Source organism: Serratia sp. OLAL2 (assembly GCF_002752475.1).
In the GTDB taxonomy this organism is placed as follows: Bacteria; Pseudomonadota; Gammaproteobacteria; order Enterobacterales; family Enterobacteriaceae; genus Serratia; species Serratia bockelmannii.
Map to the genome: position 1 here is coordinate 111,190 of NZ_MSTL01000017.1, position 21,051 is coordinate 132,240.

Here is a 21,051-nt window from a genome sequence, read left to right on the forward strand (position 1 = left end):
AAAACCCCGGAAACCTTAGCTGGCCGGGCAGTCACCAGTTAGCTGGCTTTCAGCGGCAGCCTGCCGAAATCATTATCCGGTTACGCCGCAGCGTGCGCATGTTGCCCGCTGCAGTCGACTGAACAGAACACACCCGAGGGGGAACCTTTGCAAGGTAAAGCGCTCCAAGATTTCGTCATCGATAAAATCGATGACCTGAAAGGCCAAGACATTATCGCTCTGGACGTACAGGGCAAATCCAGCATCACTGATTGCATGATCATCTGCACCGGCACATCGACTCGCCACGTGATGTCGATCGCCAACCACGTGGTACAGGAATCCCGTGCCGTAGGCATGGAGCTGTTTGGCATGAAAGGCCAGGAAGCCTCCGACTGGATCGTGGTCGATCTGGGCGAAGTGATCGTGCACGTGATGCAGGAAGAAAGCCGTCGCCTGTACGAGCTGGAAAAACTCTGGAGCTAAGCGGTGAAACTGCAATTGGTGGCGGTCGGCACCAAAATGCCAGACTGGGTGCAAACCGGCTTTATGGATTACCTGCACCGCTTTCCCAAAGATATGCCGTTTGAGCTGACCGAGATCCCGGCGGGCAAACGCGGCAAAAACGCCGACATCAAGCGCATTCTGGACAAGGAAGGCGAACAGATGCTGGCGGCGGTGGGCAAAGGCAACCGCATCGTTACGCTGGATATCCCAGGCACGCCGTGGGAAACGCCGCAGCTGGCGCAGCAGCTTGAGCGCTGGAAGCAGGATGGCCGCAACGTCAGCCTGCTGATCGGCGGCCCGGAAGGGCTGGCGCCCGCCTGCAAAGCCGCTGCCGAGCAGAGCTGGTCGCTTTCTCCGTTGACGCTGCCGCATCCTTTGGTGCGCGTCCTGGTGGCCGAAAGCCTCTACCGCGCCTGGAGTATTACAACAAATCATCCTTACCACCGGGAATAGCCGGTGGTGACCGTGACAGAGTGAAATAAAGCAGCGGGATGAAAATAGAACGTAACCCTTTTCGCGACTATACGGCTGAATCCGCCCTGTTTGTACGCCGCGCCCTGGTGGCGTTCCTGGTCATCCTGGTGCTGTCCGGCATCCTGATCGCCAACCTGTATAATCTGCAAGTGGTCCGCGTCGAGGATTACCGCACCCGCTCCAACGAAAACCGCATCAAGCTGGTGCCCATCGCGCCCAGCCGCGGCATTATCTACGATCGCAACGGCACCCCGCTGGCACTCAACCGCACCATTTATCAGCTGGAGCTGATGCCGGAGAAGGTTGACGATCTCAAAGCCACGCTGCAGGCGCTGCGCACGGTGGTCGATCTGACCGACGACGACATCACCAATTTCGAAAAAGAGCGCAAGCGTTCGCGCCGTTTCGTCTCCATTCCGGTGAAAACCGCGCTAACCGAGGTGCAGGTCGCCCGCTTTGCGGTCAATCAGTTCCGCTTCCCCGGCGTGGAAGTAAAAGGCTACCAGCGCCGCTACTACCCCTACGGTTCCGCCCTCACCCACGTCACCGGCTATGTGTCTAAGATCAACGACCGCGACGTCGAACGCCTGGATAAAGACGGCAAGCTGGCCAACTACGCCGCCACCCACGATATCGGCAAGCTGGGCATCGAACGCTATTACGAAGACACGCTGCACGGCAAAACCGGCTATGAAGAGGTCGAGGTCAACAACCGTGGCCGGGTGATCCGCCAATTGCACGAACAGCCGCCTTCCGCCGGTCAGGACGTTTACCTGACGCTCGATCTTGATTTGCAGCGCTATATCGAGCAGCTGCTGGTCGGCAGCCGCGCCGCGGTGGTGGTGAGCGATCCACGCACCGGCGCCATCCTGGCAATGGTGTCCAACCCGAGTTACGATCCAAACCTGTTCGTCGACGGCATTTCCAGCAAGGACTACCAGGGGCTGTTGAACGATCCGAATCGCCCGCTGATCAACCGCGCCACGCAGGGGGTCTATCCGCCTGCATCAACGGTGAAGCCTTACATCGCGGTGTCGGCGCTGAGCGCCGGAGTGATCACCAAAAACACCGTGGTGTTCGATCCCGGTTGGTGGCAACTGCCCGGCTCGGAAAAACGCTTCCGCGACTGGAAAAAATGGGGCCACGGCCGCCTGAACGTCACCAAGGCGCTGGAAGAGTCCGCAGATACCTATTTCTATCAGGTCGCCTATGACATGGGGATCGATCGGCTGTCGACCTGGCTGACCAAATTCGGTTACGGCCAGTACACCGGCATCGATCTGTCCGAAGAACGATCCGGCCTAATGCCGACGCGCGAGTGGAAGCTCAAACGCTATAAAAAGCCGTGGTATCAGGGCGACACCATTCCGGTGGGTATCGGCCAGGGTTACTGGACCGCCACGCCGATCCAGATGGCCAAAGCACTGAACACCCTGATCAACGACGGCACCGTCAAAACGCCGCACCTGCTGCAGAGTACCCGCGTCAACGGCGCGCTGGTGCCGTTCAAACAGGAAGAGAGCACGCAGATCGGCGATATTCACTCCGGCTTCTGGGAAATCGCCAAAGACGGCATGTATGGTGTGGCCAACCGTCCGAACGGGACGGCGCGCAAATACTTTGCGGACGCACCTTATAAAGCCGCGGCGAAATCGGGTACCGCACAGGTATTCGGCTATGAAACCTACAACGCCCACAAACTGGCGGAGCACCTGCGCGATCACAAACTGATGACCGCCTTCGCACCGTTCAACAATCCGACGGTGTCGGTCGCCATCATTCTGGAAAACGGCGGCTCCGGTCCGGCGGTGGGAACCATCACCCGCCAGATCCTCGACCACATTCTGCTGGGCGACAACAATACGCAATTGCCAAGCGAGGCCCCGCTGCCGCCTGGCGTAGAAGGTGACTAAGGTAGAACATGACTGAAAGCCAACAAAAAGGCTCGATCTGGACCAAAATCCACATCGACCCGACGTTCCTGCTGCTGATCCTGGCCCTGTTGGTCTACAGCGCCTTCGTGATGTGGAGCGCCAGCGGCCAGGACATCGGCATGATGGAGCGCAAGATCGGGCAGATCGTCATGGGGCTGATCGTGATGGCCGTCATGGCGCAAATCCCGCCGCGCGTGTACGAAAGCTGGGCGCCCTATCTGTATATTTTCTGCGTAATTTTGCTGATCCTGGTGGACGCCTTCGGCCAGATAAGTAAAGGCGCGCAGCGCTGGCTGGATCTCGGCGTAGTGCGCTTCCAGCCGTCGGAAATCGCCAAGATCGCCGTGCCGCTGATGGTGGCGCGCTTTATGAACCGCGATGTCTGCCCGCCTTCGCTGAAAAACACCGCCATCGCGCTGGTGCTGATCTTCCTGCCAACGCTGCTGGTGGCCGCGCAGCCAGATCTGGGCACCTCGATCCTGATCGCCGCCTCCGGCCTGTTCGTGCTGTTCCTGTCGGGCATGAGCTGGAAATTGATCGCCGTCGCCGCCGTCGCACTGGCGGCCTTTATCCCGGTGCTGTGGTTCTTCCTGATGCACGGCTATCAGCGCGACCGCGTCATGATGCTGCTCGATCCGGAGAGCGACCCACTCGGCGCCGGCTATCACATTATTCAATCCAAGATAGCCATCGGCTCCGGCGGCCTGTCCGGCAAGGGCTGGCTGCACGGCACCCAGTCGCAGCTGGAGTTTCTGCCGGAGCGCCATACCGACTTTATCTTCGCCGTGTTGGCCGAAGAGCTGGGGCTGATCGGGGTATTGGTGCTGCTGGCACTCTACCTGCTGGTGATCATTCGCGGGCTGATGATCGCCGCCAAGGCGCAAACCACCTTTGGCCGCGTGATGGTCGGCGGCTTGATGCTGATTTTGTTCGTTTATGTCTTTGTTAACATCGGTATGGTCAGTGGCATTTTGCCGGTAGTTGGCGTACCTTTGCCTCTGGTCAGTTACGGGGGGTCGGCGCTGATAGTATTGATGGCCGGTTTCGGCATCATCATGTCGATCCACACGCATCGGAAAATGCTGTCTAAAAGTTTATAAGAGGTGAGTAATGCGTAAGGAATGGCTTTGGATCGGCGTCGCGGCGGTGTTGCTCTCCGCCTGTACCGCCCCGACCACGGAACAGCAGGCACCACAGCAGCCGTACAACGGCCCGGTGGTGGAGATCGGTGGCGTCGAGCCTCAATATGAACCCTATAACCCTAATAACATGCAGGATTATAAGGTTAATGGCGATACTTACCGCATCGTAAAAGATCCGCAGAACTTCTCGCAGACCGGCCTGGCGGCCTGGTATGGCGAAGAAGCCAACGGCAACACCACGGCGCTGGGCGAGCAGTTCGACCCCAACGGTCTGACTGCGGCGCACCCGACCTTACCGATCCCAAGCTATGTGCGCGTCACTAACCTGGCCAATGGCCGTCAGCTGGTGGTGCGCGTCAACGATCGCGGGCCTTACACCAAGGGCCGTATTATCGATCTGTCGAAAGCCGCCGCCGATCGCCTCAACCTGTCGAACAACACCAAGGTCAAAGTCGATTTCATCAACGTGGCGCCGGACGGCACGCTGAGCGGCCCAGGCACCATCGGTACCATCGTGGCGAAGCAGAGCTATGCCCTGCCGTCGCGCCCGGATCTCGGCGCCAGCGGCATGGGCACCCCCATCCAACAGGACGTGCCGGTCGCCAGCGGCGCGGCGGTACGCCCGATCGATAACAGCACCCTGCGCACCGACGACGACAACGCCCCAGCAACTGGCGGCAACGCCGGTAGCGGCCGCAGCGGTTTCCTCGGCGCGCCAAGCGCATTGCCGGCCGGCGTGCTGGAAGGTTCGGAGCCTGAAGCCGCCGCCGTGGCAGCACCGGTCGCGGCCGGCGCCGCAGCTGCCGGCATGGCTGCCGCTTCGTCCTCCGGCGGTTACGTGGTGCAGGTCGGTGCGCTGAGCAGCGCCGAGCGTGCCCAGAGCTGGCAGCAAAGCCTGAGCCAACAGTTTGGCGTCCCGGGCAAAGTGGCGGCCAACGGCAACGTTTATCGCGTCCAGCTCGGCCCGTTCAGCAGCCGTCAGCAGGCGGCCCAGCTGCAGCAACGCCTGGCGAGCGAAGCGCAACAACAGTCTTTCGTTACTGCTGCACCCTGAGCATTAAGCCCGGTGGGCATTCACGGCCGATAAGCGGTTATTTAGCTGAAACATTTTCTTGCAGCTAAAAGGGCACTAACCGCAATTAGTCAGATGAATGGGTAATGCCTGCCGGGATCGCATCTGCTATAGTGTGGCTCGTTTTTTAACTTTACTTTCACGGATGTTGTAGTCCCGATCATGAAACAAGTAACTTCTTTTCGCTTAATCAAAAGCATCGCCCTCGGCACCGTTATCGCAATGAGCGCAGCCTCCGTTGCGCACGCCGATGACGTTAACATCAAAACCATGATCCCAGGTGTCCCGCAGATCGATGCGGAAGCGTACATCCTGATTGATTACAACTCCGGCAAGGTGCTGGCCGAGATGAACGCCGATGCGCGTCGCGATCCGGCCAGCCTGACCAAAATGATGACCAGCTACGTCATCGGCCAGGCGCTGAAAGCGGGTAAAATCGGCCAGGACGATCTGGTGACCGTCGGCCAGGACGCCTGGGCGACCGGCAACCCGGTGTTCAAAGGCTCCTCGCTGATGTTCCTGAAGCCGGGCGATCGCGTGCCGGTCTCCAAACTGACCCGCGGCATCAACCTGCAGTCCGGTAACGACGCCTGCGTGGCGATGGCCGACTACGTCGCCGGCAGCCAGGACGCGTTCGTTAACCTGATGAACACCTACGTCAGCAAGCTGGGCCTGCAGAACACTCACTTCCAGACGGTACACGGCCTGGATGCCCAGGGCCAGTACAGTTCGGCGCGCGACATGGCGCTGATCGGCCAGGCGCTGATCCGCGACGTGCCGGAAGAGTACGCGATTTACAAAGAAAAAGAGTTCACCTTCAACAATATCCGCCAGATGAACCGCAACGGCCTGCTGTGGGATAACAGCCTGAACGTCGACGGCATCAAAACCGGCCATACCGACGCGGCGGGTTACAACCTGGTGGCTTCGGCGACCGAAGGCCAAATGCGCCTGATCTCCGCCGTGATGGGCGGCCGCACCTACAAAGGCCGTGAAGCCGAAAGCAAGAAACTGCTGACCTGGGGCTTCCGCTTCTTCGAAACCGTGGCGCCGTTGAAAGTCGGTAAAGAGTTCGCCTCCGAGCCTGTCTGGTTCGGCGATGCCGACCGCGTTGAGCTCGGCGTGGACAAAGACGTCTACCTGACCATTCCGCGCGGCCGCATGAAAGATCTGAAGGCCAGCTACGTGCTGAACACGCCGGAAATTCACGCGCCGCTGGCGAAAAACCAGGTGGTGGGCAGCATCAACTTCCAGCTGGACGGCAAAACCATCGATCAGCGCCCGCTGGTGGTGATGAACGAAGTGAAAGAAGGCGGTTTCTTCAGCCGCATCGTGGACTACATCAAACTGATGTTCCACCACTGGTTCGGTTAACGGTTGAAACGGGCGAAATTGCCCCCATATACTGAATAACATTAACTCCCGCCCCGGCGGGAGTTATAATTTATAGATTAGCTAGCACTCTGGAGCGCACGCACATGCAAAAAACTAAACTGAACGAACTGCTCGAATTCCCTTGCTCGTTTACCTACAAGGTGATGGGCCTGGCGCAGCCTGAGCTGGTTGACCAGGTAGTTGAAGTGGTGCAGCGCCATGCGCCGGGCGATTACAACCCGCAGGTCAAGCCAAGCAGCAAAGGCAACTACCACTCCGTCTCCATCACCATCAATGCCACTCACATCGAGCAGGTCGAAACCCTGTACGAAGAGTTAGGCAACATTGAAATTGTTCGCATGGTGCTGTAATTCCAGCATAAACCCCTGCTTATCAACCCGGGATGGCGCAGCGTCTTCCCGGGTTGCGCATTTTTGGTCAGCGAAAGGCTGGCCGCAAGCCGGAGCGCCCGGTATAATGGCTTTACCACTTCTGTAACCTGACGATGACTCTTTTGCAACCAGACAAGATCATTTTGCGTCAGCTGGGGTTGCAGCCCTACGCGCCTGTATCCCAAGCCATGCATAACTTCACCGACAGTCGTACCGAGACTACGCCGGACGAACTGTGGCTGGTACAGCATCACCCGGTGTTCACCCAAGGCCAGGCCGGCAAAGCCGAGCATGTGCTGATGCCCGGTGATATCCCGGTGGTCCAGAGCGATCGCGGCGGCCAGGTGACCTACCACGGCCCGGGTCAGCAGGTGATGTACGTGATGGTCGATCTGAAACGCAACAAGGTCGGCGTGCGTCAATTGGTCACGGCGATAGAAGATACGGTTATCAACACCCTCGCCCACTTTCGCCTCGCATCGCGCGCCCGTCCAGATGCGCCTGGCGTGTATGTGGGGGAGCAGAAAATCTGTTCGTTGGGTTTGCGGATCCGCAAAGGCAGCTCATTCCACGGCCTGGCCCTGAATGTGGCGATGGATCTCAGCCCCTTCCAACGCATCAACCCTTGCGGTTACGCCGGCATGCAGATGACGCAGGTCAGCGCGCTGGCGCCCGGCGTTGGCCTTGAAGACATACACCCAATCCTGGTACAGGAATTTGTTCATTTACTCGGCTACCAGACGGTCGAGCTTCGTAACTGGAACCTGCACGATTATGAGTAAACCAATTCAGATGGAACGCGGCGTCAAATACCGCGATGCTGACAAAATGGCGCTGATCCCGGTCAAAACGGTGGTCACCGAACGGCAGGAGCTGTTGCGTAAACCCGAGTGGATGAAGATCAAACTGCCTGCCGACTCAACGCGCATTCAGGGCATCAAAGCCGCGATGCGTAAAAACGGCCTGCACTCCGTCTGTGAGGAAGCCTCGTGCCCTAACCTGTCCGAGTGTTTCAACCACGGTACCGCCACCTTTATGATCCTCGGCGCTATCTGCACCCGTCGCTGCCCGTTCTGCGACGTGGCCCACGGCCGCCCGATCGCGCCAGACGCTAACGAGCCGGAAAAGCTGGCGCAAACCATCGCCGACATGGCGCTGCGTTACGTGGTGATCACCTCGGTTGACCGCGACGACCTGCGCGACGGCGGTGCTCAGCACTTTGCCGACTGCATCTCGGCCATCCGCGCCAAGAGTCCGAACATCAAAATTGAAACGCTGGTGCCGGACTTCCGCGGCCGTATGGATCGCGCTCTGGAGATCCTCACCGCCACGCCGCCGGACGTGTTTAACCACAACCTGGAAAACGTGCCGCGCGTCTACCGCCAGGTGCGCCCGGGCGCCAACTATGAGTGGTCGCTGAAGCTGCTGGAGCGCTTTAAAGAAGCTCACCCGGATATCCCGACCAAATCCGGCCTGATGGTCGGCCTGGGCGAAACCAACGCGGAAATCGTTGAAGTGATGCGCGATTTGCGTCGCCACGGCGTGACCATGCTGACGCTGGGCCAGTACCTGCAGCCGAGCCGTCACCACCTGCCGGTGCAGCGCTACGTCAGCCCGGCCGAGTTTGACGAGATGAAAGAAGAAGCGATGGCGATGGGCTTCACCCACGCCGCCTGCGGCCCGTTCGTGCGTTCGTCTTACCACGCCGATCTGCAGGCCAAAGGGATGGAAGTGAAATAACGCGTAATAGTTTGTTACGCTAAAGACGGCGGAAACGCCAAAAAACGGATGTCCGCAAGGCATCCGTTTTTTATTGCGCGCAGTCAGACGGAATTAAACGTCTTTCTTTTCGACGCTCTGCTGAGCGGACTGGCTCTCGGCGGTGCTGTTGCCGGCGGCCGGCGGCGTGCTGTCGTCGCCCACCGCTTTTTTAAAGCCTTTCAGCGCCGCGCCAAGATCGGCGCCGAGCGTGCGTAGTTTGCTGGTGCCGAACAGTAAAATCACCAACACCGCAATCACCAGAAGTTTGGTAATGCTGATACCTTCCATACTCACCTTCTTATCATAGAGCGCTGTGTGAACAGCGAGAAAAACTGACCTTGCCTGCGAATATTTAGCGACTTTCCTTCGGCTCACACAACCGCAACATGTAACAGAGTGAGATCCGTTGCAGGAATGTCACGCAACCTCGCGGCGTGAATCCCAGACTATTCTTAGTTTATCACCCGCATGATACGCTGCCGTGATACTCATCAGGGAGATGCCGGATGTATATTGCCCCATCCATTTTCGATGCCCGAAAATCCGGCCTCAGCTTCGCCAAACGCACCTATCTGCCCCGCGTCGCCGGTCTGGGGCTCGGGTTTATCTGCGTTTGCGCCGCGCTCTATCCCTTGGCTCCGCCCGCGGCGGTCTGGCTATTGCTGGCCTTTCACGGCTTTCTCTGGCCGCATCTGGCCTATCGCCTGGCCTGCCGCGCCAAAGATCCGTTCAAAGCCGAGATCCGCAACCTCTTGATCGACTCCGCCTTCGGCGGCTTCTGGGCAGCGATGATGGCATTCAATGCCCTGCCGGCGATCGTCATCCTGTCGATGATGAGCATGAACAACATCGCTTCGGCCGGCAAAGCGCTGTTTGTCAAAGGATTGGCGATTCAATTGGCCACGGCGATGCTCACCGGCACGCTGCTCGGCTTCCCGTTTCATCCATACAGCACGCCGCTGCAAGTCTATCTGTGCCTGCCGATGATCTACCTTTATCCGACGTTGCTGGGGCTGGTGACCTACCGCACCGCCAAACGGCTGGCGGAAAAAAAACAGGAGCTGCAACGCATCAGCACCCGCGATGGGCTGACCGGCTTATATAACCGTCGCCACTGGGAACATCTTCTGCATCGCCAGTTCGATAGCTGCCGCCGCTACCAGGACAACGCCACGCTGATCCTGATGGACATCGACCGCTTCAAAACCATCAACGACACCTTCGGCCATGCGCTGGGGGATGAAGCCCTGGCGGTATTGGCGGAAGAGCTGCTGATCGGTTTGCGCAACGTGGATATCGTCGGGCGCTACGGCGGCGACGAGTTTGGCGCGGTGCTGCCGAACACTAACGCCGAACAGGCGGAAATCGTCCTGCACCGCATCCAGCAGCGGCTGGACGCGGTCAGTTTCAAGGAGGCGCCGCAGCTGCGGCTGCAGATCAGCGCAGGCATCGCTAACTACCACCCCGCGCTGAGCGGCTATCTTGACTGGCTGAAAGCGGCCGACGGTGCGCTCTATCGGGCGAAGCATAATGGCCGCAACCGGTTGGAAACGGCAGTGCCGCCAGGGGAGTAACTTACTGACTTAATAACTTGGCAAAATACTTCGGCGCTTCGACAAAGCCTTCGCGCCGGTAAAACGCATGCGCCCGCTCGCGGCGACTGTGGCAATGGACCTCTAACCGATCGCAGCCGCGACGGTGCGCCAGCGCCTCGCCCTCCGCCAGCAGCCGCCGGCCTACGCCCGCGCCGCGCGCTCGGTCATCGACGCAAAAATAGCTGATGCGGCCAATGTCGCCGGCCAACGCCAGCTGCGGCAGGAAATGCAGCGACAACACGCCCAACACCTGCTCCCCGTCCGTCGCCACCAGCAGCGCCTCATCCGGATGCGCCAACAGTTGCTGCATGCGCTGCGTCAGAAACGCCTCGGTGCCGGGATAATCCAACGCCGTCATTAATTCGGCGATAGCATGGCGATCGCTCAGGCGCGCCGTTCTGATTTGCATAGGGTGACCTCGCAGAGTGTCGATACTACAAAATAGATGGCGTTAGGTGTAACATCCACCGGGTACGGCAAAAAAGGCCGTGCGGCACGCTGGAGATGACATTCCTCCCTAACCGCCTTCACAGGCTGATGATGTCTACGTAACCTCTCGGAGAGAGGCGCGTAGCGTTACGCCTGTCCCTTTCCGAGTCCCGTGAATTTCTCTGATTGAAAGGTAGTTGCCCCATGTTGAGTTCTTTACTGGCCGTATTTATCGGCGGCGGCATCGGCAGCGTTTTGCGCTGGGCGGTAAGCATGAAAATGAATCCGCTGAATGCCCACATTCCGCTCGGTACGCTGATGGTCAATCTGATCGGTGGTTTTATCATCGGTCTGGCGATGGCGATTTTCACCCGCATGACGCATCTGGATCCCACCTGGAAATTACTGATTACCACCGGATTCTGCGGCGGCCTGACTACCTTCTCCACCTTTTCGCTGGAGGTGGTATACCTGATGCAAGATGGCCGCTTCGGCTGGGCGCTGGCCAACATGCTGCTCAACCTGGCCGGCTCGCTGGCGATGACGCTGCTGGCCTTTATGCTGGTGATGTGGCTCAACGGGCGCTAAGCCCTTAATGTTTCCTTAATCTTGCATGCGCATAATCTCATCCAGTACTCCTGACTGGATGAGAAACCGCTATGTTTAGCCTGCCGAAAACCGCCGCCGAAGCGATTGCCATTGCGCTGTGCGTCCTGATCGTCGCCGCCTTTATCAAATCCTACCTGTTCGCTTAAGCGCCCTTACCCGCAGCACGCGTTCATCTTGCGTCTTTCCGGCCGTTTACACTACAATTGAGAATGAACGTTCACACCCAAAAATGTGAACCCGGCTCACGCGTAGCAAAGGATCGGGCAGATGCTCTCCCCCAACGACAGTAAACAGGCCAAGGTGCAGGCGCGCCGCGATCAGATCGTCGAAGCGGCGAAAATCAGTTTCCGCCGCCACGGCTTCCACGCCGCCAGCATGGCGGAGATCGCCCAAGGCTCGCAGCTCAGTGTCGGTCAAATCTATCGTTATTTCGCCAATAAAGACGCGATTATCGAAGAGATCGTCAACCGCATCATCACTAACAAGATGCAGCGGCTGGAAAACCTTGGCGATCACATCAACCTGATCGCCGGCACGTTGGCGGCGCGCACGCTGTTTCAGCAGCCGGGCGAGAGCGAAACCGATCACATGCTGATGCTGGAAGTGACCGCCGAGGCCACGCGCAACCCGGTGGTGGCCAAACTGCTCAGCGATGCGGAAGCGCGGCTGTTTCGCCACGTGTGCCACAATCTGCAGCGGCTGTATCCCCATTTCAGCGCGGAAGAGATCGCCGCGCGGGTGGAATTTATCGCCGTCATGAGCGAAGGCACCGGTTACCGTATCCTTACCACGCAAAAAGCCGATGCGTCCCTGCTGCGCGATCTGTATCAGCAGGCCATTTCTCACCTGTTCAGGAAACTCTAATCTCCCATGACCAAACACTTAGCCAGACAGCGTCTGGTGTACGCCGTCGTGCTTGGCCTGCTGGCCGCGCTGGGGCCGCTGTGCACCGATCTCTACCTGCCCGCCCTGCCGGAAATGGCGGGTGAGCTGAATACCTCCACCGCCGCCGCGCAGCTCAGCCTGACCACCGGGCTGCTCGGTCTGGGCGTCGGCCAGCTGATTTTCGGCCCTTACAGCGACAAATTGGGCCGTATGCGCCCGCTGCTGCTGTCGCTGATCCTGCTGCTGGGCGCTTCGCTGTGGTGTGCGCTGGCGCCCACCATCGACCAACTGCTGATCGCCCGCCTGCTGCAAGGCATCGCCGGTGCCGGCGGCGCGGTGATTTCCCGCGCCATTGCTCGCGATCTGTACGCCGGCCATGAGCTGACCCGTTTCTTCGCCTTGCTGATGCTGGTTAACGGCCTGGCGCCGATCGTCGCACCGGTGCTGGGCGGCGTGATGCTGCAGGTAATGAATTGGCGCGGTATCTTCGGCGTGCTGGCGGCCATCGCCGTGCTGCTGTTCAGCCTGTCGGCGCTGAAGCTGCGCGAATCCCTGCCGGTCGAGCGCCGCAGCCAGGGCGGTATCCTGGCGATGCTGATGTCGCTCGGCGGGTTGCTGACCCAGCGCTATTTCATGGGCCTGTGCCTGACACAGGGCTTCGTGATGGCCGGCATGTTCGCCTATATCGGCGCCTCGCCTTTCGTCTTGCAGCAGATCTACGGCCTCAGCCCGCAGATGTTCAGCCTATGCTTCGCCATTAACGGCGTCGGCTTGATCATTGCGGCACAGCTGGCCAGCCGTCTCAGTTCGCGTTGGGGGGAACGCCGGGTATTGAGGGGCGGGTTAACGCTGGCGGCCGTCGCGTCGCTGTTGCTGCTGTTGGCCGCCGCGCTGCATGCGCCGCTGGTCGTGTTGCTGGTGCCGCTGTTCTTCTCGGTAGCGGTGATCGGCATCGTCGGCCCGACCGCCTCTTCGCTGGCGATGCAAAGCCAGGGAGACAAAGCGGGCAGCGCCTCGGCCTTGATAGGCGTGTGCATGTTCGCCCTCGGCGCCTGCGCCGTGCCGCTCACCGGGCTGGGCGGCACCTCGGGCCTGTCGATGGCGCTGACCATCGTCGGCTGTTACGCCATCGCCATCCTGCTGTTCGGCCTGTTGGCCCGCCGCAACGACGCATAACGCGCCCAATAAAAAACCCGCTCAATGAGCGGGTTTTAAGAAATTCAGCTACGCAGCTTAGATAGCAGTAACGTTAGCGGCAGATGGGCCCTTGGCACCGTTCGTGATTTCAAATTCTACACGCTGGCCTTCAGCAAGCGTTTTGAAACCGTTGCTAACGATGGCAGAGAAGTGGACGAAAACGTCCTTGCTACCATCTTCCGGAGTAATGAAACCGAAGCCTTTGGATTCATTAAACCACTTAACGCTACCTTTAATCTTAGACATCAAACTTACCTTTAACGTGAATGAAAGACACAAAACCTGTGTCGATTACAGTACAGCAAGCAGGCAGGATTTTGTCCACCACCGCGATCACAGAAATCCGATAAAGAGTGAAAAAATCCGTGTTGTCCGGTGTAAATGGATTGCACCGGTTGCGATACGTTACCGTTCCAGGCCAAACCTCTCCCTGCGCCGGCGAACAACGAGCGAACGCCCAAACTCGCCCGCTTCCCCCAGCGTTGACGCCCCCATGCAGACGCAATCGCTATGAAATATAACCAGATGGTCTTTTTGCTTCGGCGGTCCCTGCACTAGGGTTAGGGTTTATTTCCCACTGTGAGCCAAGCCTATGACCAGCCAATTGGCAGACAAAATCATCGCCTATCGGCGTGAGCTGCACCAAAACCCGGAACTTTCCAATCACGAATTCGCCACCACCGCCCGGCTGACCCGCTGGCTGGAAGAGGCAGGCATCCGTCTGCTGCCGCTGGCGCTGAAAACCGGCGTCGTGGCGGAGATCGGCAGCGGCAAGGGGCCGATTATCGCGCTGCGCGGCGACATTGATGCCCTGCCGATCGACGAAATCGCCGACGTGCCCTTCAGCTCGCAAAACAGCGGCGTAATGCACGCCTGCGGCCACGACTTTCACACCTCGGTGATGCTCGGCGCCGCGCACCTGCTCAAAGCGCGTGAGGCCGAGCTGCCCGGCACGGTGCGCATCTTCTTCCAGCCGGCGGAAGAGACCTTCAACGGCGCCCGGCACCTGATCGACGCCGGCGCGCTGGATAACGTTGCGGCGGTATTTGGCCTGCATAACGCGCCGGAGCTGCCCACCGGTACCTTCGCCACCCGCGCCGGGCCGTTCTACGCCAACGTCGATCGTTTCCAGATCCTCATCACCGGCAAAGGCGCCCACGCCGCCAAACCGGAACAGGGCGTCGATACCATCGTCACCGCCAGCCAGATCGTCGGCGCGCTGCAGACGCTGCCCAGCCGCAGCTTCAGCTCGCTGGAATCGCTGGTGGTGAGCGTGACGCGCATCGAAGGCGGCAATACCTGGAACGTGCTGCCGCAAACCGTGGAGCTGGAAGGCACGGTGCGTACCCACAGCGACGCGGTGCGCCGCCAGGTGCCTGATAAAATTCGCCAGGTGATCGACGGCGTTGCCGCCGCGCTCGGCGCGCAGGCCGAACTCCACTGGCAGCCGGGGCCGCCGGCGGTGATCAACGACGCCCATTGGGCGGCGTTCAGCAAAACCGTCGCCGCCGAGGCCGGCTACCGGGTCGAAGAGGCGGAGCTGCAAATGGGGGGTGAAGATTTCGCGCTGTATCTGCATCACGTGCCGGGCGTCTTCGTCAGCATCGGCTCCGCCAGCGAGTTCGGCCTGCATCATCCGCGTTTCAATCCCGATGAACGCGCCCTGTTCCCCGCGGCACAATATTTTACGCTGCTGGCGGAACGCACGCTGCAACAGCTCACTACCGCGCCAGAAAAAGCCCTCAGCAACGCCTGAATAACGTGAAATAGTATTTCCCCGACGCCGCAGATACCGCGCCGGGGATTATTATTTTCGCTCGCCGTGATATTTGCAGTTTTCAACATTTGAATATGCTGTTTTGTTGTTTTACATCCCGTTGCCGCTCATCAATAGTGGACACATCGACACCGCGCGCCTTTGCGGCGCATGACAGGATAATCACGATGAGCGACAACGCGAATAATCAACGGCAATTACGGCTGGGCGCCATTCTGCACGGCGCATCGGGAAATATGTCCGCCTGGCGCCACCCGGATGCCACCGCCGACGCCAGCATCAACCTCGAATTTAATATCGCCTCGGCGAAAAAAGCCGAACAGGGGAAATTCGATTTCGTGTTTGTCGCCGATGGGTTATATATCAACGAAAAATCCATTCCGCATTTTCTTAATCGTTTCGAACCGCTCACCCTGCTGGCCGCGCTGGCCGCCGCCACCGATAAAATCGGCCTGGTAGGCACCCTTTCCACCTCTTACAGCGATCCGTTCACCGTCGCCCGCCAGTTCGCCAGCCTCGACCACCTGAGCAACGGCCGCGCCGGCTGGAACGTGGTGACGTCGCCGCTGGAAGGCTCGGCCAAAAACTTCTCGCGCGCCGAACACCCGGAACACAGCCTGCGTTACCGCATCGCCGGCGAATTTCTCGACGTCGCCAAAGGGCTGTGGGATTCCTGGGAAGACGATGCCTTTGTGCGCAACAAGGCTAGCGGCGAATTCTTCCGCACCGGCAAGCTACACACCCTCAATCACCAGGGAGAGTTCTTCTCGGTGCAGGGGCCGCTGAACATCGGCCGCACGCCGCAGGGGCGCCCGATCCTGTTCCAGGCCGGCGCCTCCGAAGACGGCAAACGGCTGGCGGCTCAACACGCCGATGCGATCTTCACCCATCACGACACGCTGGAACAAGCGCAGGATTTTTATCAGGACGTGAAGCGGCAGCTGGTGGAACAGGGGCGCGAGCCGGACGACCTGCGCATCTTCCAGGGCGTCAGCGTGATCGTCGGCGACGACGACGCGGACGTCGAGCGCCAGTACCAGGAGACCGCCCGCCTGGTCAGCATTGAGAACGCCCTCAACTATCTTGGCCGCTACTTCGAACATTACGACTTTTCCCGCCATCCGCTGGACGCCCCCTTCCCGGACATCGGCGATCTGGGGCAAAACAGCTTCCGCAGCACTACCGACGCCATCAAGCGCAACGCCCGCGAACGTAACCTCACGCTGCGCCAGGTGGCGCTGGAAGCCGCCTCGCCGCGCCCGGTGTTCAGCGGCACGCCGGAAGCGGTGGCGGACGGTCTGCAACGCTGGTTCGACGGTGAAGCCGCCGACGGTTTCATCATCAGCGGCGGTACGCCCAACGCCTTCGGCCACTTCGTCGATCGGGTGGTACCCATCCTGCAACAGCGTGGCCTGTTCCGTCAGGCGTACCACGGCGATACGCTGCGCGAGCACCTGGGCCTGAAGCGCCCGTTGAACAGATTCACCCAATAATAAGATCGTTTTCAGGGATATCCGCTATGCAGAAAACCGTTACCGCCGCCCTCGTGGCGGCCTTGCTGAGCCTGACCGGCGCCGCGCAGGCGGGCACCGGCATCGATTTACAGGCCAATGAAATCCCGATCCACGCGCCGAAAAACCCGCAGGCGATCGCCAAACTGCCGGCCGATTTCCACTTCGTGAAGCCGGGCCAATTCACCGTTGCAATCGCCGCGCTCAACACGCCGCCGCTGGCGCTGTTCGCCGCCGATAACCGGCGGCTGATCGGCAGCGAAGTGGATATCGCGCAGCTGGTGGCCGACAGCCTGGGGCTTGAATTAAACGTGGTGCAAACCTCGTGGGAAGACTGGCCGCTGGGGGTGGTTTCCGGCAAATATGACGCAGCCATCACCAACGTCACCGTCACCAAAGAGCGCAAAACCCGCTTCGACTTTGCCACCTACCGCATCGATTCGCTCGGCTTTTACGTCAAAACCGGCGGCAAGATCGCGACGATCAAACAGCCTGCCGATATCGCCGGATTAAAGATCATCGTTGGCTCCGGCACCAATCAGGAAGCAATTTTGCTGGCGTGGGACAAACAGAACCGGCAGCAGGGGCTCAAACCCTTCCAGCCGATCTACGTGACCGACGATGCGGCCGCCACGCTGGCGATCCAGTCCGGCCGCGCCGACGCCTACTTCGGGCCGAACGTGCTGGGCGCCTATAAAGCGGCGCTGAACGGCCGCACCCGGCTGGCGGGCACGGTGGAAGGCGGTTGGCCCAAGGCGGCACACATCGCCGTCACCACCCGTAAAGGCAACGGCCTGGTGCAGGCGGTGAACGAAGCGCTGAACGGCGCGATCCGCGGCGGGCTGTACGATCGGGTGCTCAACCGCTGGGGCGAGAGCGTCGAACGCCTTGCGCAGTCGGAAATCAACCCGCCCGGCCTGGGCGATTAGGAGCGCGCGATGACGCAAGACACTTTCATTCAGACGCTGCCGACCGACCCGCTGATCGCCCCGGTGATCGAGGGGCTGTTCGGCGAATATCGCCAGCGTTACGGCGACTATTTTGGTGACCAGGAACCGGAAGCGCTGGATCTGTACGCGCCGCCGCAAGGGGCCTTCATCGTGCTGCTGCGCGCCGGTGCGCCGATCGCCATGGGCGCCTTCAAACGCTATGACGCACAGACCGCCGAGCTGAAGCGCATCTGGACGCGAGGCGATCTGCGCCGCCAGGGCCTGGCGCAGCGAGTGTTGCAGCAGTTGGAAACGCTGGCGCTGGCGCAGGGATATCGCCGGCTCTATCTGACCACCGGCTTTCGCCAGCCCGAAGCGGTGGGCCTGTATCTGAACAACGGGTATCAGCCGCAGTTCGATCCCACCGTCGACAGCGAGGTTTACAGCCGCCCGCCCTACGATGGCCGCCTGCCGTTCCGCAAAAGCCTGATTGCAGAGGACGCGTGTTGTTGCGCGTCGGAAAGGAAAATCGCCTAAGACCCCTTTATCTGTATCGGGAGACATGACATGTCCAAACAAGAAGTCTTGAAAGTGGTGCCCGCCCGCTATCCGCTGCGGCTGATCGGCGCGCTGTTTTCGCTGTTTATTCTGGCCGCCATCGTGCAATCGGTGGCGGGTAACGCGCGCTGGGAATGGGGCGTGTTCGCCGAGTGGTTCTTCGCGCCGGCGGTACTGGCGGGGCTGGGGCAAACCCTGCTGCTGACGCTGCTCGGTACGCTGTTCAGCATCCTGTTCGGCACCCTGTTGGCGCTGGCGCGCCTGTCGCGCTCCTACCTGCTGGCGTCGCTGGCCTGGGGCTATATCTGGCTGTTTCGCTCTCTGCCGCTGATCCTGGTGCTGATCATTCTGTACAACTTCTCCTATCTGTATGACGCCATCTCGCTGGGCATTCCCTTCACCTCCGTGGTGTTCGCCAGCTTTCCCACCATCGACATTCTCGGCCAGTTCGCCGTGGCGGTGCTGGGCCTGACGCTGGTGCAGTCCGCCTACACCGCCGAGATCATCCGCGGCGGCATCCTGGGCGTGGATTACGGCCAGCACGAGGCGGCGGCGGCGCTAGGCCTGCCGGGCTATCGTCGCACCTTCCGTATCATTCTGCCGCAGGCACTGCGCTCCATTATTCCGACCGGCTTCAACGAGATCATCAGCCTGGCGAAAGGCACCTCTATCGTTTACGTGCTGGCGCTGCCGGAGCTGTTTTACACCATTCAGGTTATCTATAACCGCACCCAGCAGGTGATACCGCTGCTGATGGTCGCCACCGTCTGGTACCTGTTCATCACCACCGCGCTGTCGGTGATCCAATACTATATCGAGCGCTATTTCGCCCGGGGCGCGGTGCGCGAATTGCCGCCGACGCCCTGGCAGAAACTGGCCGGCTGGCTAAAACGTTAGGAGACCCACATGTCTGAAGCCATTGATTATTACGCCTTGCCCGAGCAGCCGGTACGCAATCTCACCCCGGTGCCGGCACGCGGCCTGATCGAAATCAGCAACGTCAGCAAGTTCTTCGGCAAACACAAGGCGCTGGACGACGTCAGCCTGACGCTGCAGCCGGGCACCGTGACCGTGATCCTCGGCCCTTCCGGCTCCGGCAAATCGACGCTGCTGCGGGCGATCAACCACCTGGAGCGCGTCGACGAGGGCTTTATCCGCATCGACGGCGACTACGTCGGCTACCGCCGCAAGGGCAACCGGCTGTACGAGCTGAAGGAAAAGGCCATCCTCCGGCAGCGCATCAACGTCGGCTATGTGTTCCAAAATTTCAACCTGTTCCCGCACCTGACGGTGCTGGAAAACATCATCGAAGCGCCGGTGGTGCACAAAATTCACTCCCGCGAGCGGGCGAAGGCGGTCGCCTATGAGCTGCTGGATACCGTCGGGCTGCGCCACAAGGCGGATGCCTACCCGCGCCACCTCTCCGGCGGCCAACAACAACGCATCGCCATCGCGCGCGCGCTGGCGCTGAACCCGAAGGTGATCCTGTTCGATGAACCGACCTCCGCGCTCGATCCCGAGCTGGTCGGCGAAGTGCTGGACGTGATTAAGGGGTTGGCGGATCTGGGCGTCACGCTGGTGGTGGTCACGCATGAAATCGGCTTTGCGCGCGAAGCGGCGGATCGGGTGGTGTTTATGGTCGACGGGCAGATCGTCGAACAGGGCGACGCCAGGCAGGTGCTGTCCCAACCGCAGCATCCGCGCACCGTTAACTTCCTCAACAAAGTGCTGTGATCGTCGGGGCGCCGCGGCGCCCCGCACCTGAGCCGCTTATAGGCCGGCGAAACGCCGCTTCTCGGCGGCGAAATCCAGCGGGCGGATCCCCTGCTGGTTTTTATCCTCGTCGGTCAGCAACGCCGGCGGAATAAACCAGGTCACCTCGAACAGCAGCCCGTCCGGATCGTGACCATAAATGCTTTTGTGCACGCCATGATCCTCTTCCAGCCCGAGAATACCGCGTTCGGCCAACTGGTGACGAATGCGCTCCAGCTCTTCCAGACTGTCCACTTCCCAGGCCAGATGGTACAGCCCGGCCGGTGGCTCATGCTCCGCCGGCGGCTCGTTGTTGGCACGAAACACCCCGGCGCGCTGCTGGCCCAGATTCTTGCTGAACAGCGCCAAATCGTGATCGTTTTCCGAATCGGCGGCCTGGGTAAATACCGCGCGATCGGGGCTGTCGGACGGCTTCAGCTTGAAGCCCAAGACCTGATGATAAAAGTCGGCGCTCTGCCGCACATCGCTGACATACAGCACGGCGTGATTGAGACGTTTGATGCCCATCGATATTCCTTTTTCGCATTGAATGAAGTCAGCATGAACATAGCATGTGGCCAGGAAGCCGCTAAATGCCGTTATCGCATGACTAAATGCCGCCCGCGCAATCTGTCGCTGCAAGGCATTCCGCGCTATCATAAGCGCTGTATTGAACCCTTTTGTGAGAATAGCGATGAACGGCAAGATAACGACTTTTTTTGAAGACAAAGGCTTCGGCTTTATTACCGACGAGAACGGAGAAAATCGTTATTTTCACGTGATTAAAGTGCAGAACCCGGAGCTGATTAAGAAAAACGCAGCGGTCACCTTCGAGCCAACCAACAACACCAAAGGCCCGTCGGCTTATGCGGTAAAAGTGTTGGCGCCCAGCAAATACATCATCATCGCCAATGAAAGAATCAAGATCACCAGCATCAAGTCTTTTAATACCTTCACCAAGGAAGTGCCGGTCAAAGCCGACGTGGATAAAGAGAACACCGTGCTGTCGGTCGGCCTGCTGATGAACCGCATTCGCCCACAGTCCGAAGATCAGGCGCAGACCATGCAAACGCTGCGCATGCTGACCATTACCACCTTCCAGAACACCACCCATACCTTCTCCGAGCACGAGATCGATATGGATGAAACCATCAAGGCGCTGAAAAACCTGTAA

The 21,051-nt window shown here is 59.9% G+C and carries 24 protein-coding genes and 1 riboswitch; of the genes, 20 read left to right on the forward strand and 4 right to left on the reverse strand.

What is annotated here, in order from left to right:
• Positions 1 to 147 precede the first annotated feature (147 nt).
• The 9 genes from rsfS (at position 148) to lipA (ending at position 8,614) form a co-directional block, all read left to right on the forward strand.
• Complete coding sequence (gene rsfS, locus BVU99_RS12155; protein WP_025301839.1) at positions 148 to 465, forward strand: ribosome silencing factor; 318 nt, start codon at positions 148 to 150, stop codon at positions 463 to 465.
• A 3-nt stretch (positions 466 to 468) separates the two neighbouring features.
• The gene (rlmH, locus tag BVU99_RS12160; protein ID WP_004940002.1) at positions 469 to 939 is read left to right on the forward strand and encodes a 23S rRNA (pseudouridine(1915)-N(3))-methyltransferase RlmH; all 471 of its coding nucleotides are present in this window, start codon (positions 469 to 471) and stop codon (positions 937 to 939) included.
• Between the two features lie 38 nt (positions 940 to 977).
• The gene (gene mrdA / locus BVU99_RS12165) at positions 978 to 2,873 is read left to right on the forward strand and encodes a peptidoglycan DD-transpeptidase MrdA (protein WP_025301838.1); all 1,896 of its coding nucleotides are present in this window, start codon (positions 978 to 980) and stop codon (positions 2,871 to 2,873) included.
• A gap of 8 nt (positions 2,874 to 2,881) precedes the next feature.
• Entirely contained in the window at positions 2,882 to 3,994 is a 1,113-nt protein-coding gene (gene mrdB / locus BVU99_RS12170) for a peptidoglycan glycosyltransferase MrdB (RefSeq protein ID WP_004940006.1), read from the forward strand.
• Between the two features lie 10 nt (positions 3,995 to 4,004).
• Positions 4,005 to 5,090 (forward strand): endolytic peptidoglycan transglycosylase RlpA, encoded by a 1,086-nt coding sequence (gene rlpA, locus BVU99_RS12175; RefSeq protein WP_025301837.1) that lies wholly within the window; start codon positions 4,005 to 4,007, stop codon positions 5,088 to 5,090.
• Between the two features lie 180 nt (positions 5,091 to 5,270).
• On the forward strand, positions 5,271 to 6,482 hold the full coding sequence (gene dacA, locus BVU99_RS12180; RefSeq protein ID WP_004940010.1) for a D-alanyl-D-alanine carboxypeptidase DacA: 1,212 nt from the start codon (positions 5,271 to 5,273) through the stop codon (positions 6,480 to 6,482).
• A gap of 104 nt (positions 6,483 to 6,586) precedes the next feature.
• Complete coding sequence (gene ybeD / locus BVU99_RS12185; protein ID WP_004940012.1) at positions 6,587 to 6,853, forward strand: DUF493 family protein YbeD; 267 nt, start codon at positions 6,587 to 6,589, stop codon at positions 6,851 to 6,853.
• A 134-nt stretch (positions 6,854 to 6,987) separates the two neighbouring features.
• Complete coding sequence (gene lipB, locus BVU99_RS12190; protein WP_049206180.1) at positions 6,988 to 7,656, forward strand: lipoyl(octanoyl) transferase LipB; 669 nt, start codon at positions 6,988 to 6,990, stop codon at positions 7,654 to 7,656.
• Positions 7,649 to 8,614, forward strand: coding sequence for a lipoyl synthase (gene lipA, locus BVU99_RS12195; protein ID WP_025301835.1), 966 nt, complete (start codon positions 7,649 to 7,651; stop codon positions 8,612 to 8,614). Before lipB ends, lipA begins: the two co-directional genes overlap by 8 nt.
• Positions 8,615 to 8,707: 93 nt before the next feature.
• Here the strand turns inward: lipA and tatA are convergent, their stop codons facing one another.
• On the reverse strand, positions 8,708 to 8,923 hold the full coding sequence (tatA, locus tag BVU99_RS12200; RefSeq protein ID WP_025301834.1) for a Sec-independent protein translocase subunit TatA: 216 nt from the start codon (positions 8,921 to 8,923) through the stop codon (positions 8,708 to 8,710).
• Positions 8,924 to 9,141: 218 nt separating this feature from the next.
• Here tatA and BVU99_RS12205 point away from each other — a divergent pair, with 218 nt between their 5' ends.
• Complete coding sequence (locus tag BVU99_RS12205) at positions 9,142 to 10,209, forward strand: diguanylate cyclase (RefSeq protein ID WP_099816684.1); 1,068 nt, start codon at positions 9,142 to 9,144, stop codon at positions 10,207 to 10,209.
• Position 10,210: 1 nt separating this feature from the next.
• On the opposite strand, the gene BVU99_RS12210 is transcribed toward BVU99_RS12205, so the two are convergent.
• Complete coding sequence (locus tag BVU99_RS12210) at positions 10,211 to 10,639, reverse strand: GNAT family N-acetyltransferase (protein ID WP_025301832.1); 429 nt, start codon at positions 10,637 to 10,639, stop codon at positions 10,211 to 10,213.
• Positions 10,640 to 10,721: 82 nt separating this feature from the next.
• Positions 10,722 to 10,784, forward strand: a riboswitch (Fluoride riboswitch).
• A gap of 79 nt (positions 10,785 to 10,863) precedes the next feature.
• Here BVU99_RS12210 and crcB point away from each other — a divergent pair.
• The 3 genes from crcB (at position 10,864) to BVU99_RS12225 (ending at position 13,329) form a co-directional block, all read left to right on the forward strand.
• Positions 10,864 to 11,247 (forward strand): fluoride efflux transporter CrcB, encoded by a 384-nt coding sequence (crcB, locus tag BVU99_RS12215; protein ID WP_099816683.1) that lies wholly within the window; start codon positions 10,864 to 10,866, stop codon positions 11,245 to 11,247.
• A gap of 288 nt (positions 11,248 to 11,535) precedes the next feature.
• Complete coding sequence (locus BVU99_RS12220; RefSeq protein WP_025301831.1) at positions 11,536 to 12,132, forward strand: TetR/AcrR family transcriptional regulator; 597 nt, start codon at positions 11,536 to 11,538, stop codon at positions 12,130 to 12,132.
• A 6-nt stretch (positions 12,133 to 12,138) separates the two neighbouring features.
• Positions 12,139 to 13,329: a multidrug effflux MFS transporter gene (locus tag BVU99_RS12225; protein ID WP_025301830.1), complete on the forward strand. Its 1,191-nt coding sequence runs from the start codon at positions 12,139 to 12,141 to the stop codon at positions 13,327 to 13,329.
• Between the two features lie 57 nt (positions 13,330 to 13,386).
• On the opposite strand, the gene cspE is transcribed toward BVU99_RS12225, so the two are convergent.
• Positions 13,387 to 13,596, reverse strand: coding sequence for a transcription antiterminator/RNA stability regulator CspE (cspE, locus tag BVU99_RS12230; protein ID WP_004940030.1), 210 nt, complete (start codon positions 13,594 to 13,596; stop codon positions 13,387 to 13,389).
• A 346-nt stretch (positions 13,597 to 13,942) separates the two neighbouring features.
• Here cspE and BVU99_RS12235 point away from each other — a divergent pair, with 346 nt between their 5' ends.
• The 6 genes from BVU99_RS12235 to BVU99_RS12260 all read left to right on the forward strand — a co-directional run bounded on the left by BVU99_RS12235 (position 13,943) and on the right by BVU99_RS12260 (position 19,859).
• Positions 13,943 to 15,106 (forward strand): M20 peptidase aminoacylase family protein, encoded by a 1,164-nt coding sequence (locus BVU99_RS12235; protein WP_043135741.1) that lies wholly within the window; start codon positions 13,943 to 13,945, stop codon positions 15,104 to 15,106.
• A 188-nt stretch (positions 15,107 to 15,294) separates the two neighbouring features.
• Positions 15,295 to 16,620 carry an LLM class flavin-dependent oxidoreductase gene (locus BVU99_RS12240; protein ID WP_049295155.1) on the forward strand — a complete coding sequence of 442 codons (1,326 nt, stop codon included), beginning with the start codon at positions 15,295 to 15,297 and terminating at the stop codon, positions 16,618 to 16,620.
• Between the two features lie 26 nt (positions 16,621 to 16,646).
• Positions 16,647 to 17,567, forward strand: coding sequence for an ABC transporter substrate-binding protein (locus tag BVU99_RS12245; RefSeq protein ID WP_099816682.1), 921 nt, complete (start codon positions 16,647 to 16,649; stop codon positions 17,565 to 17,567).
• A gap of 9 nt (positions 17,568 to 17,576) precedes the next feature.
• A complete protein-coding gene (locus tag BVU99_RS12250) occupies positions 17,577 to 18,104 on the forward strand; it encodes a GNAT family N-acetyltransferase (RefSeq protein WP_043135734.1) in 528 nt (175 codons plus the stop codon).
• A gap of 30 nt (positions 18,105 to 18,134) precedes the next feature.
• A complete protein-coding gene (locus tag BVU99_RS12255; RefSeq protein ID WP_019454099.1) occupies positions 18,135 to 19,022 on the forward strand; it encodes an amino acid ABC transporter permease in 888 nt (295 codons plus the stop codon).
• Between the two features lie 9 nt (positions 19,023 to 19,031).
• On the forward strand, positions 19,032 to 19,859 hold the full coding sequence (locus BVU99_RS12260; protein ID WP_025301825.1) for an amino acid ABC transporter ATP-binding protein: 828 nt from the start codon (positions 19,032 to 19,034) through the stop codon (positions 19,857 to 19,859).
• A 36-nt stretch (positions 19,860 to 19,895) separates the two neighbouring features.
• Here BVU99_RS12260 and BVU99_RS12265 read toward each other — a convergent pair whose 3' ends face one another.
• Positions 19,896 to 20,405, reverse strand: coding sequence for a VOC family protein (locus BVU99_RS12265; RefSeq protein ID WP_043135732.1), 510 nt, complete (start codon positions 20,403 to 20,405; stop codon positions 19,896 to 19,898).
• A gap of 166 nt (positions 20,406 to 20,571) precedes the next feature.
• Between BVU99_RS12265 and BVU99_RS12270 the strand changes: the two genes are divergently transcribed.
• Positions 20,572 to 21,051, forward strand: a complete 480-nt coding sequence (locus tag BVU99_RS12270; protein WP_099816681.1) for a cold shock domain-containing protein — start codon at positions 20,572 to 20,574, stop codon at positions 21,049 to 21,051.

Bases quoted from the DNA above. Each gene is read 5' to 3' on its own strand.
- mrdA (WP_025301838.1), top strand. From the start codon at position 978: ATGAAAATAGAACGTAACCCTTTTCGCGACTATACGGCTGAATCCGCC.
- mrdB (WP_004940006.1), top strand. From the start codon at position 2,882: ATGACTGAAAGCCAACAAAAAGGCTCGATCTGGACCAAAATCCACATC.
- rlpA (WP_025301837.1), top strand. From the start codon at position 4,005: ATGCGTAAGGAATGGCTTTGGATCGGCGTCGCGGCGGTGTTGCTCTCC.
- dacA (WP_004940010.1), top strand. From the start codon at position 5,271: ATGAAACAAGTAACTTCTTTTCGCTTAATCAAAAGCATCGCCCTCGGC.
- ybeD (WP_004940012.1), top strand. From the start codon at position 6,587: ATGCAAAAAACTAAACTGAACGAACTGCTCGAATTCCCTTGCTCGTTT.
- lipB (WP_049206180.1), top strand. From the start codon at position 6,988: ATGACTCTTTTGCAACCAGACAAGATCATTTTGCGTCAGCTGGGGTTG.
- lipA (WP_025301835.1), top strand. From the start codon at position 7,649: ATGAGTAAACCAATTCAGATGGAACGCGGCGTCAAATACCGCGATGCT.
- tatA (WP_025301834.1), bottom strand. From the start codon at position 8,923: ATGGAAGGTATCAGCATTACCAAACTTCTGGTGATTGCGGTGTTGGTG.
- BVU99_RS12205 (WP_099816684.1), top strand. From the start codon at position 9,142: ATGTATATTGCCCCATCCATTTTCGATGCCCGAAAATCCGGCCTCAGC.
- BVU99_RS12210 (WP_025301832.1), bottom strand. From the start codon at position 10,639: ATGCAAATCAGAACGGCGCGCCTGAGCGATCGCCATGCTATCGCCGAA.
- crcB (WP_099816683.1), top strand. From the start codon at position 10,864: ATGTTGAGTTCTTTACTGGCCGTATTTATCGGCGGCGGCATCGGCAGC.
- BVU99_RS12220 (WP_025301831.1), top strand. From the start codon at position 11,536: ATGCTCTCCCCCAACGACAGTAAACAGGCCAAGGTGCAGGCGCGCCGC.
- BVU99_RS12225 (WP_025301830.1), top strand. From the start codon at position 12,139: ATGACCAAACACTTAGCCAGACAGCGTCTGGTGTACGCCGTCGTGCTT.
- cspE (WP_004940030.1), bottom strand. From the start codon at position 13,596: ATGTCTAAGATTAAAGGTAGCGTTAAGTGGTTTAATGAATCCAAAGGC.
- BVU99_RS12235 (WP_043135741.1), top strand. From the start codon at position 13,943: ATGACCAGCCAATTGGCAGACAAAATCATCGCCTATCGGCGTGAGCTG.
- BVU99_RS12240 (WP_049295155.1), top strand. From the start codon at position 15,295: ATGAGCGACAACGCGAATAATCAACGGCAATTACGGCTGGGCGCCATT.
- BVU99_RS12245 (WP_099816682.1), top strand. From the start codon at position 16,647: ATGCAGAAAACCGTTACCGCCGCCCTCGTGGCGGCCTTGCTGAGCCTG.
- BVU99_RS12250 (WP_043135734.1), top strand. From the start codon at position 17,577: ATGACGCAAGACACTTTCATTCAGACGCTGCCGACCGACCCGCTGATC.
- BVU99_RS12255 (WP_019454099.1), top strand. From the start codon at position 18,135: ATGTCCAAACAAGAAGTCTTGAAAGTGGTGCCCGCCCGCTATCCGCTG.
- BVU99_RS12260 (WP_025301825.1), top strand. From the start codon at position 19,032: ATGTCTGAAGCCATTGATTATTACGCCTTGCCCGAGCAGCCGGTACGC.
- BVU99_RS12265 (WP_043135732.1), bottom strand. From the start codon at position 20,405: ATGGGCATCAAACGTCTCAATCACGCCGTGCTGTATGTCAGCGATGTG.
- BVU99_RS12270 (WP_099816681.1), top strand. From the start codon at position 20,572: ATGAACGGCAAGATAACGACTTTTTTTGAAGACAAAGGCTTCGGCTTT.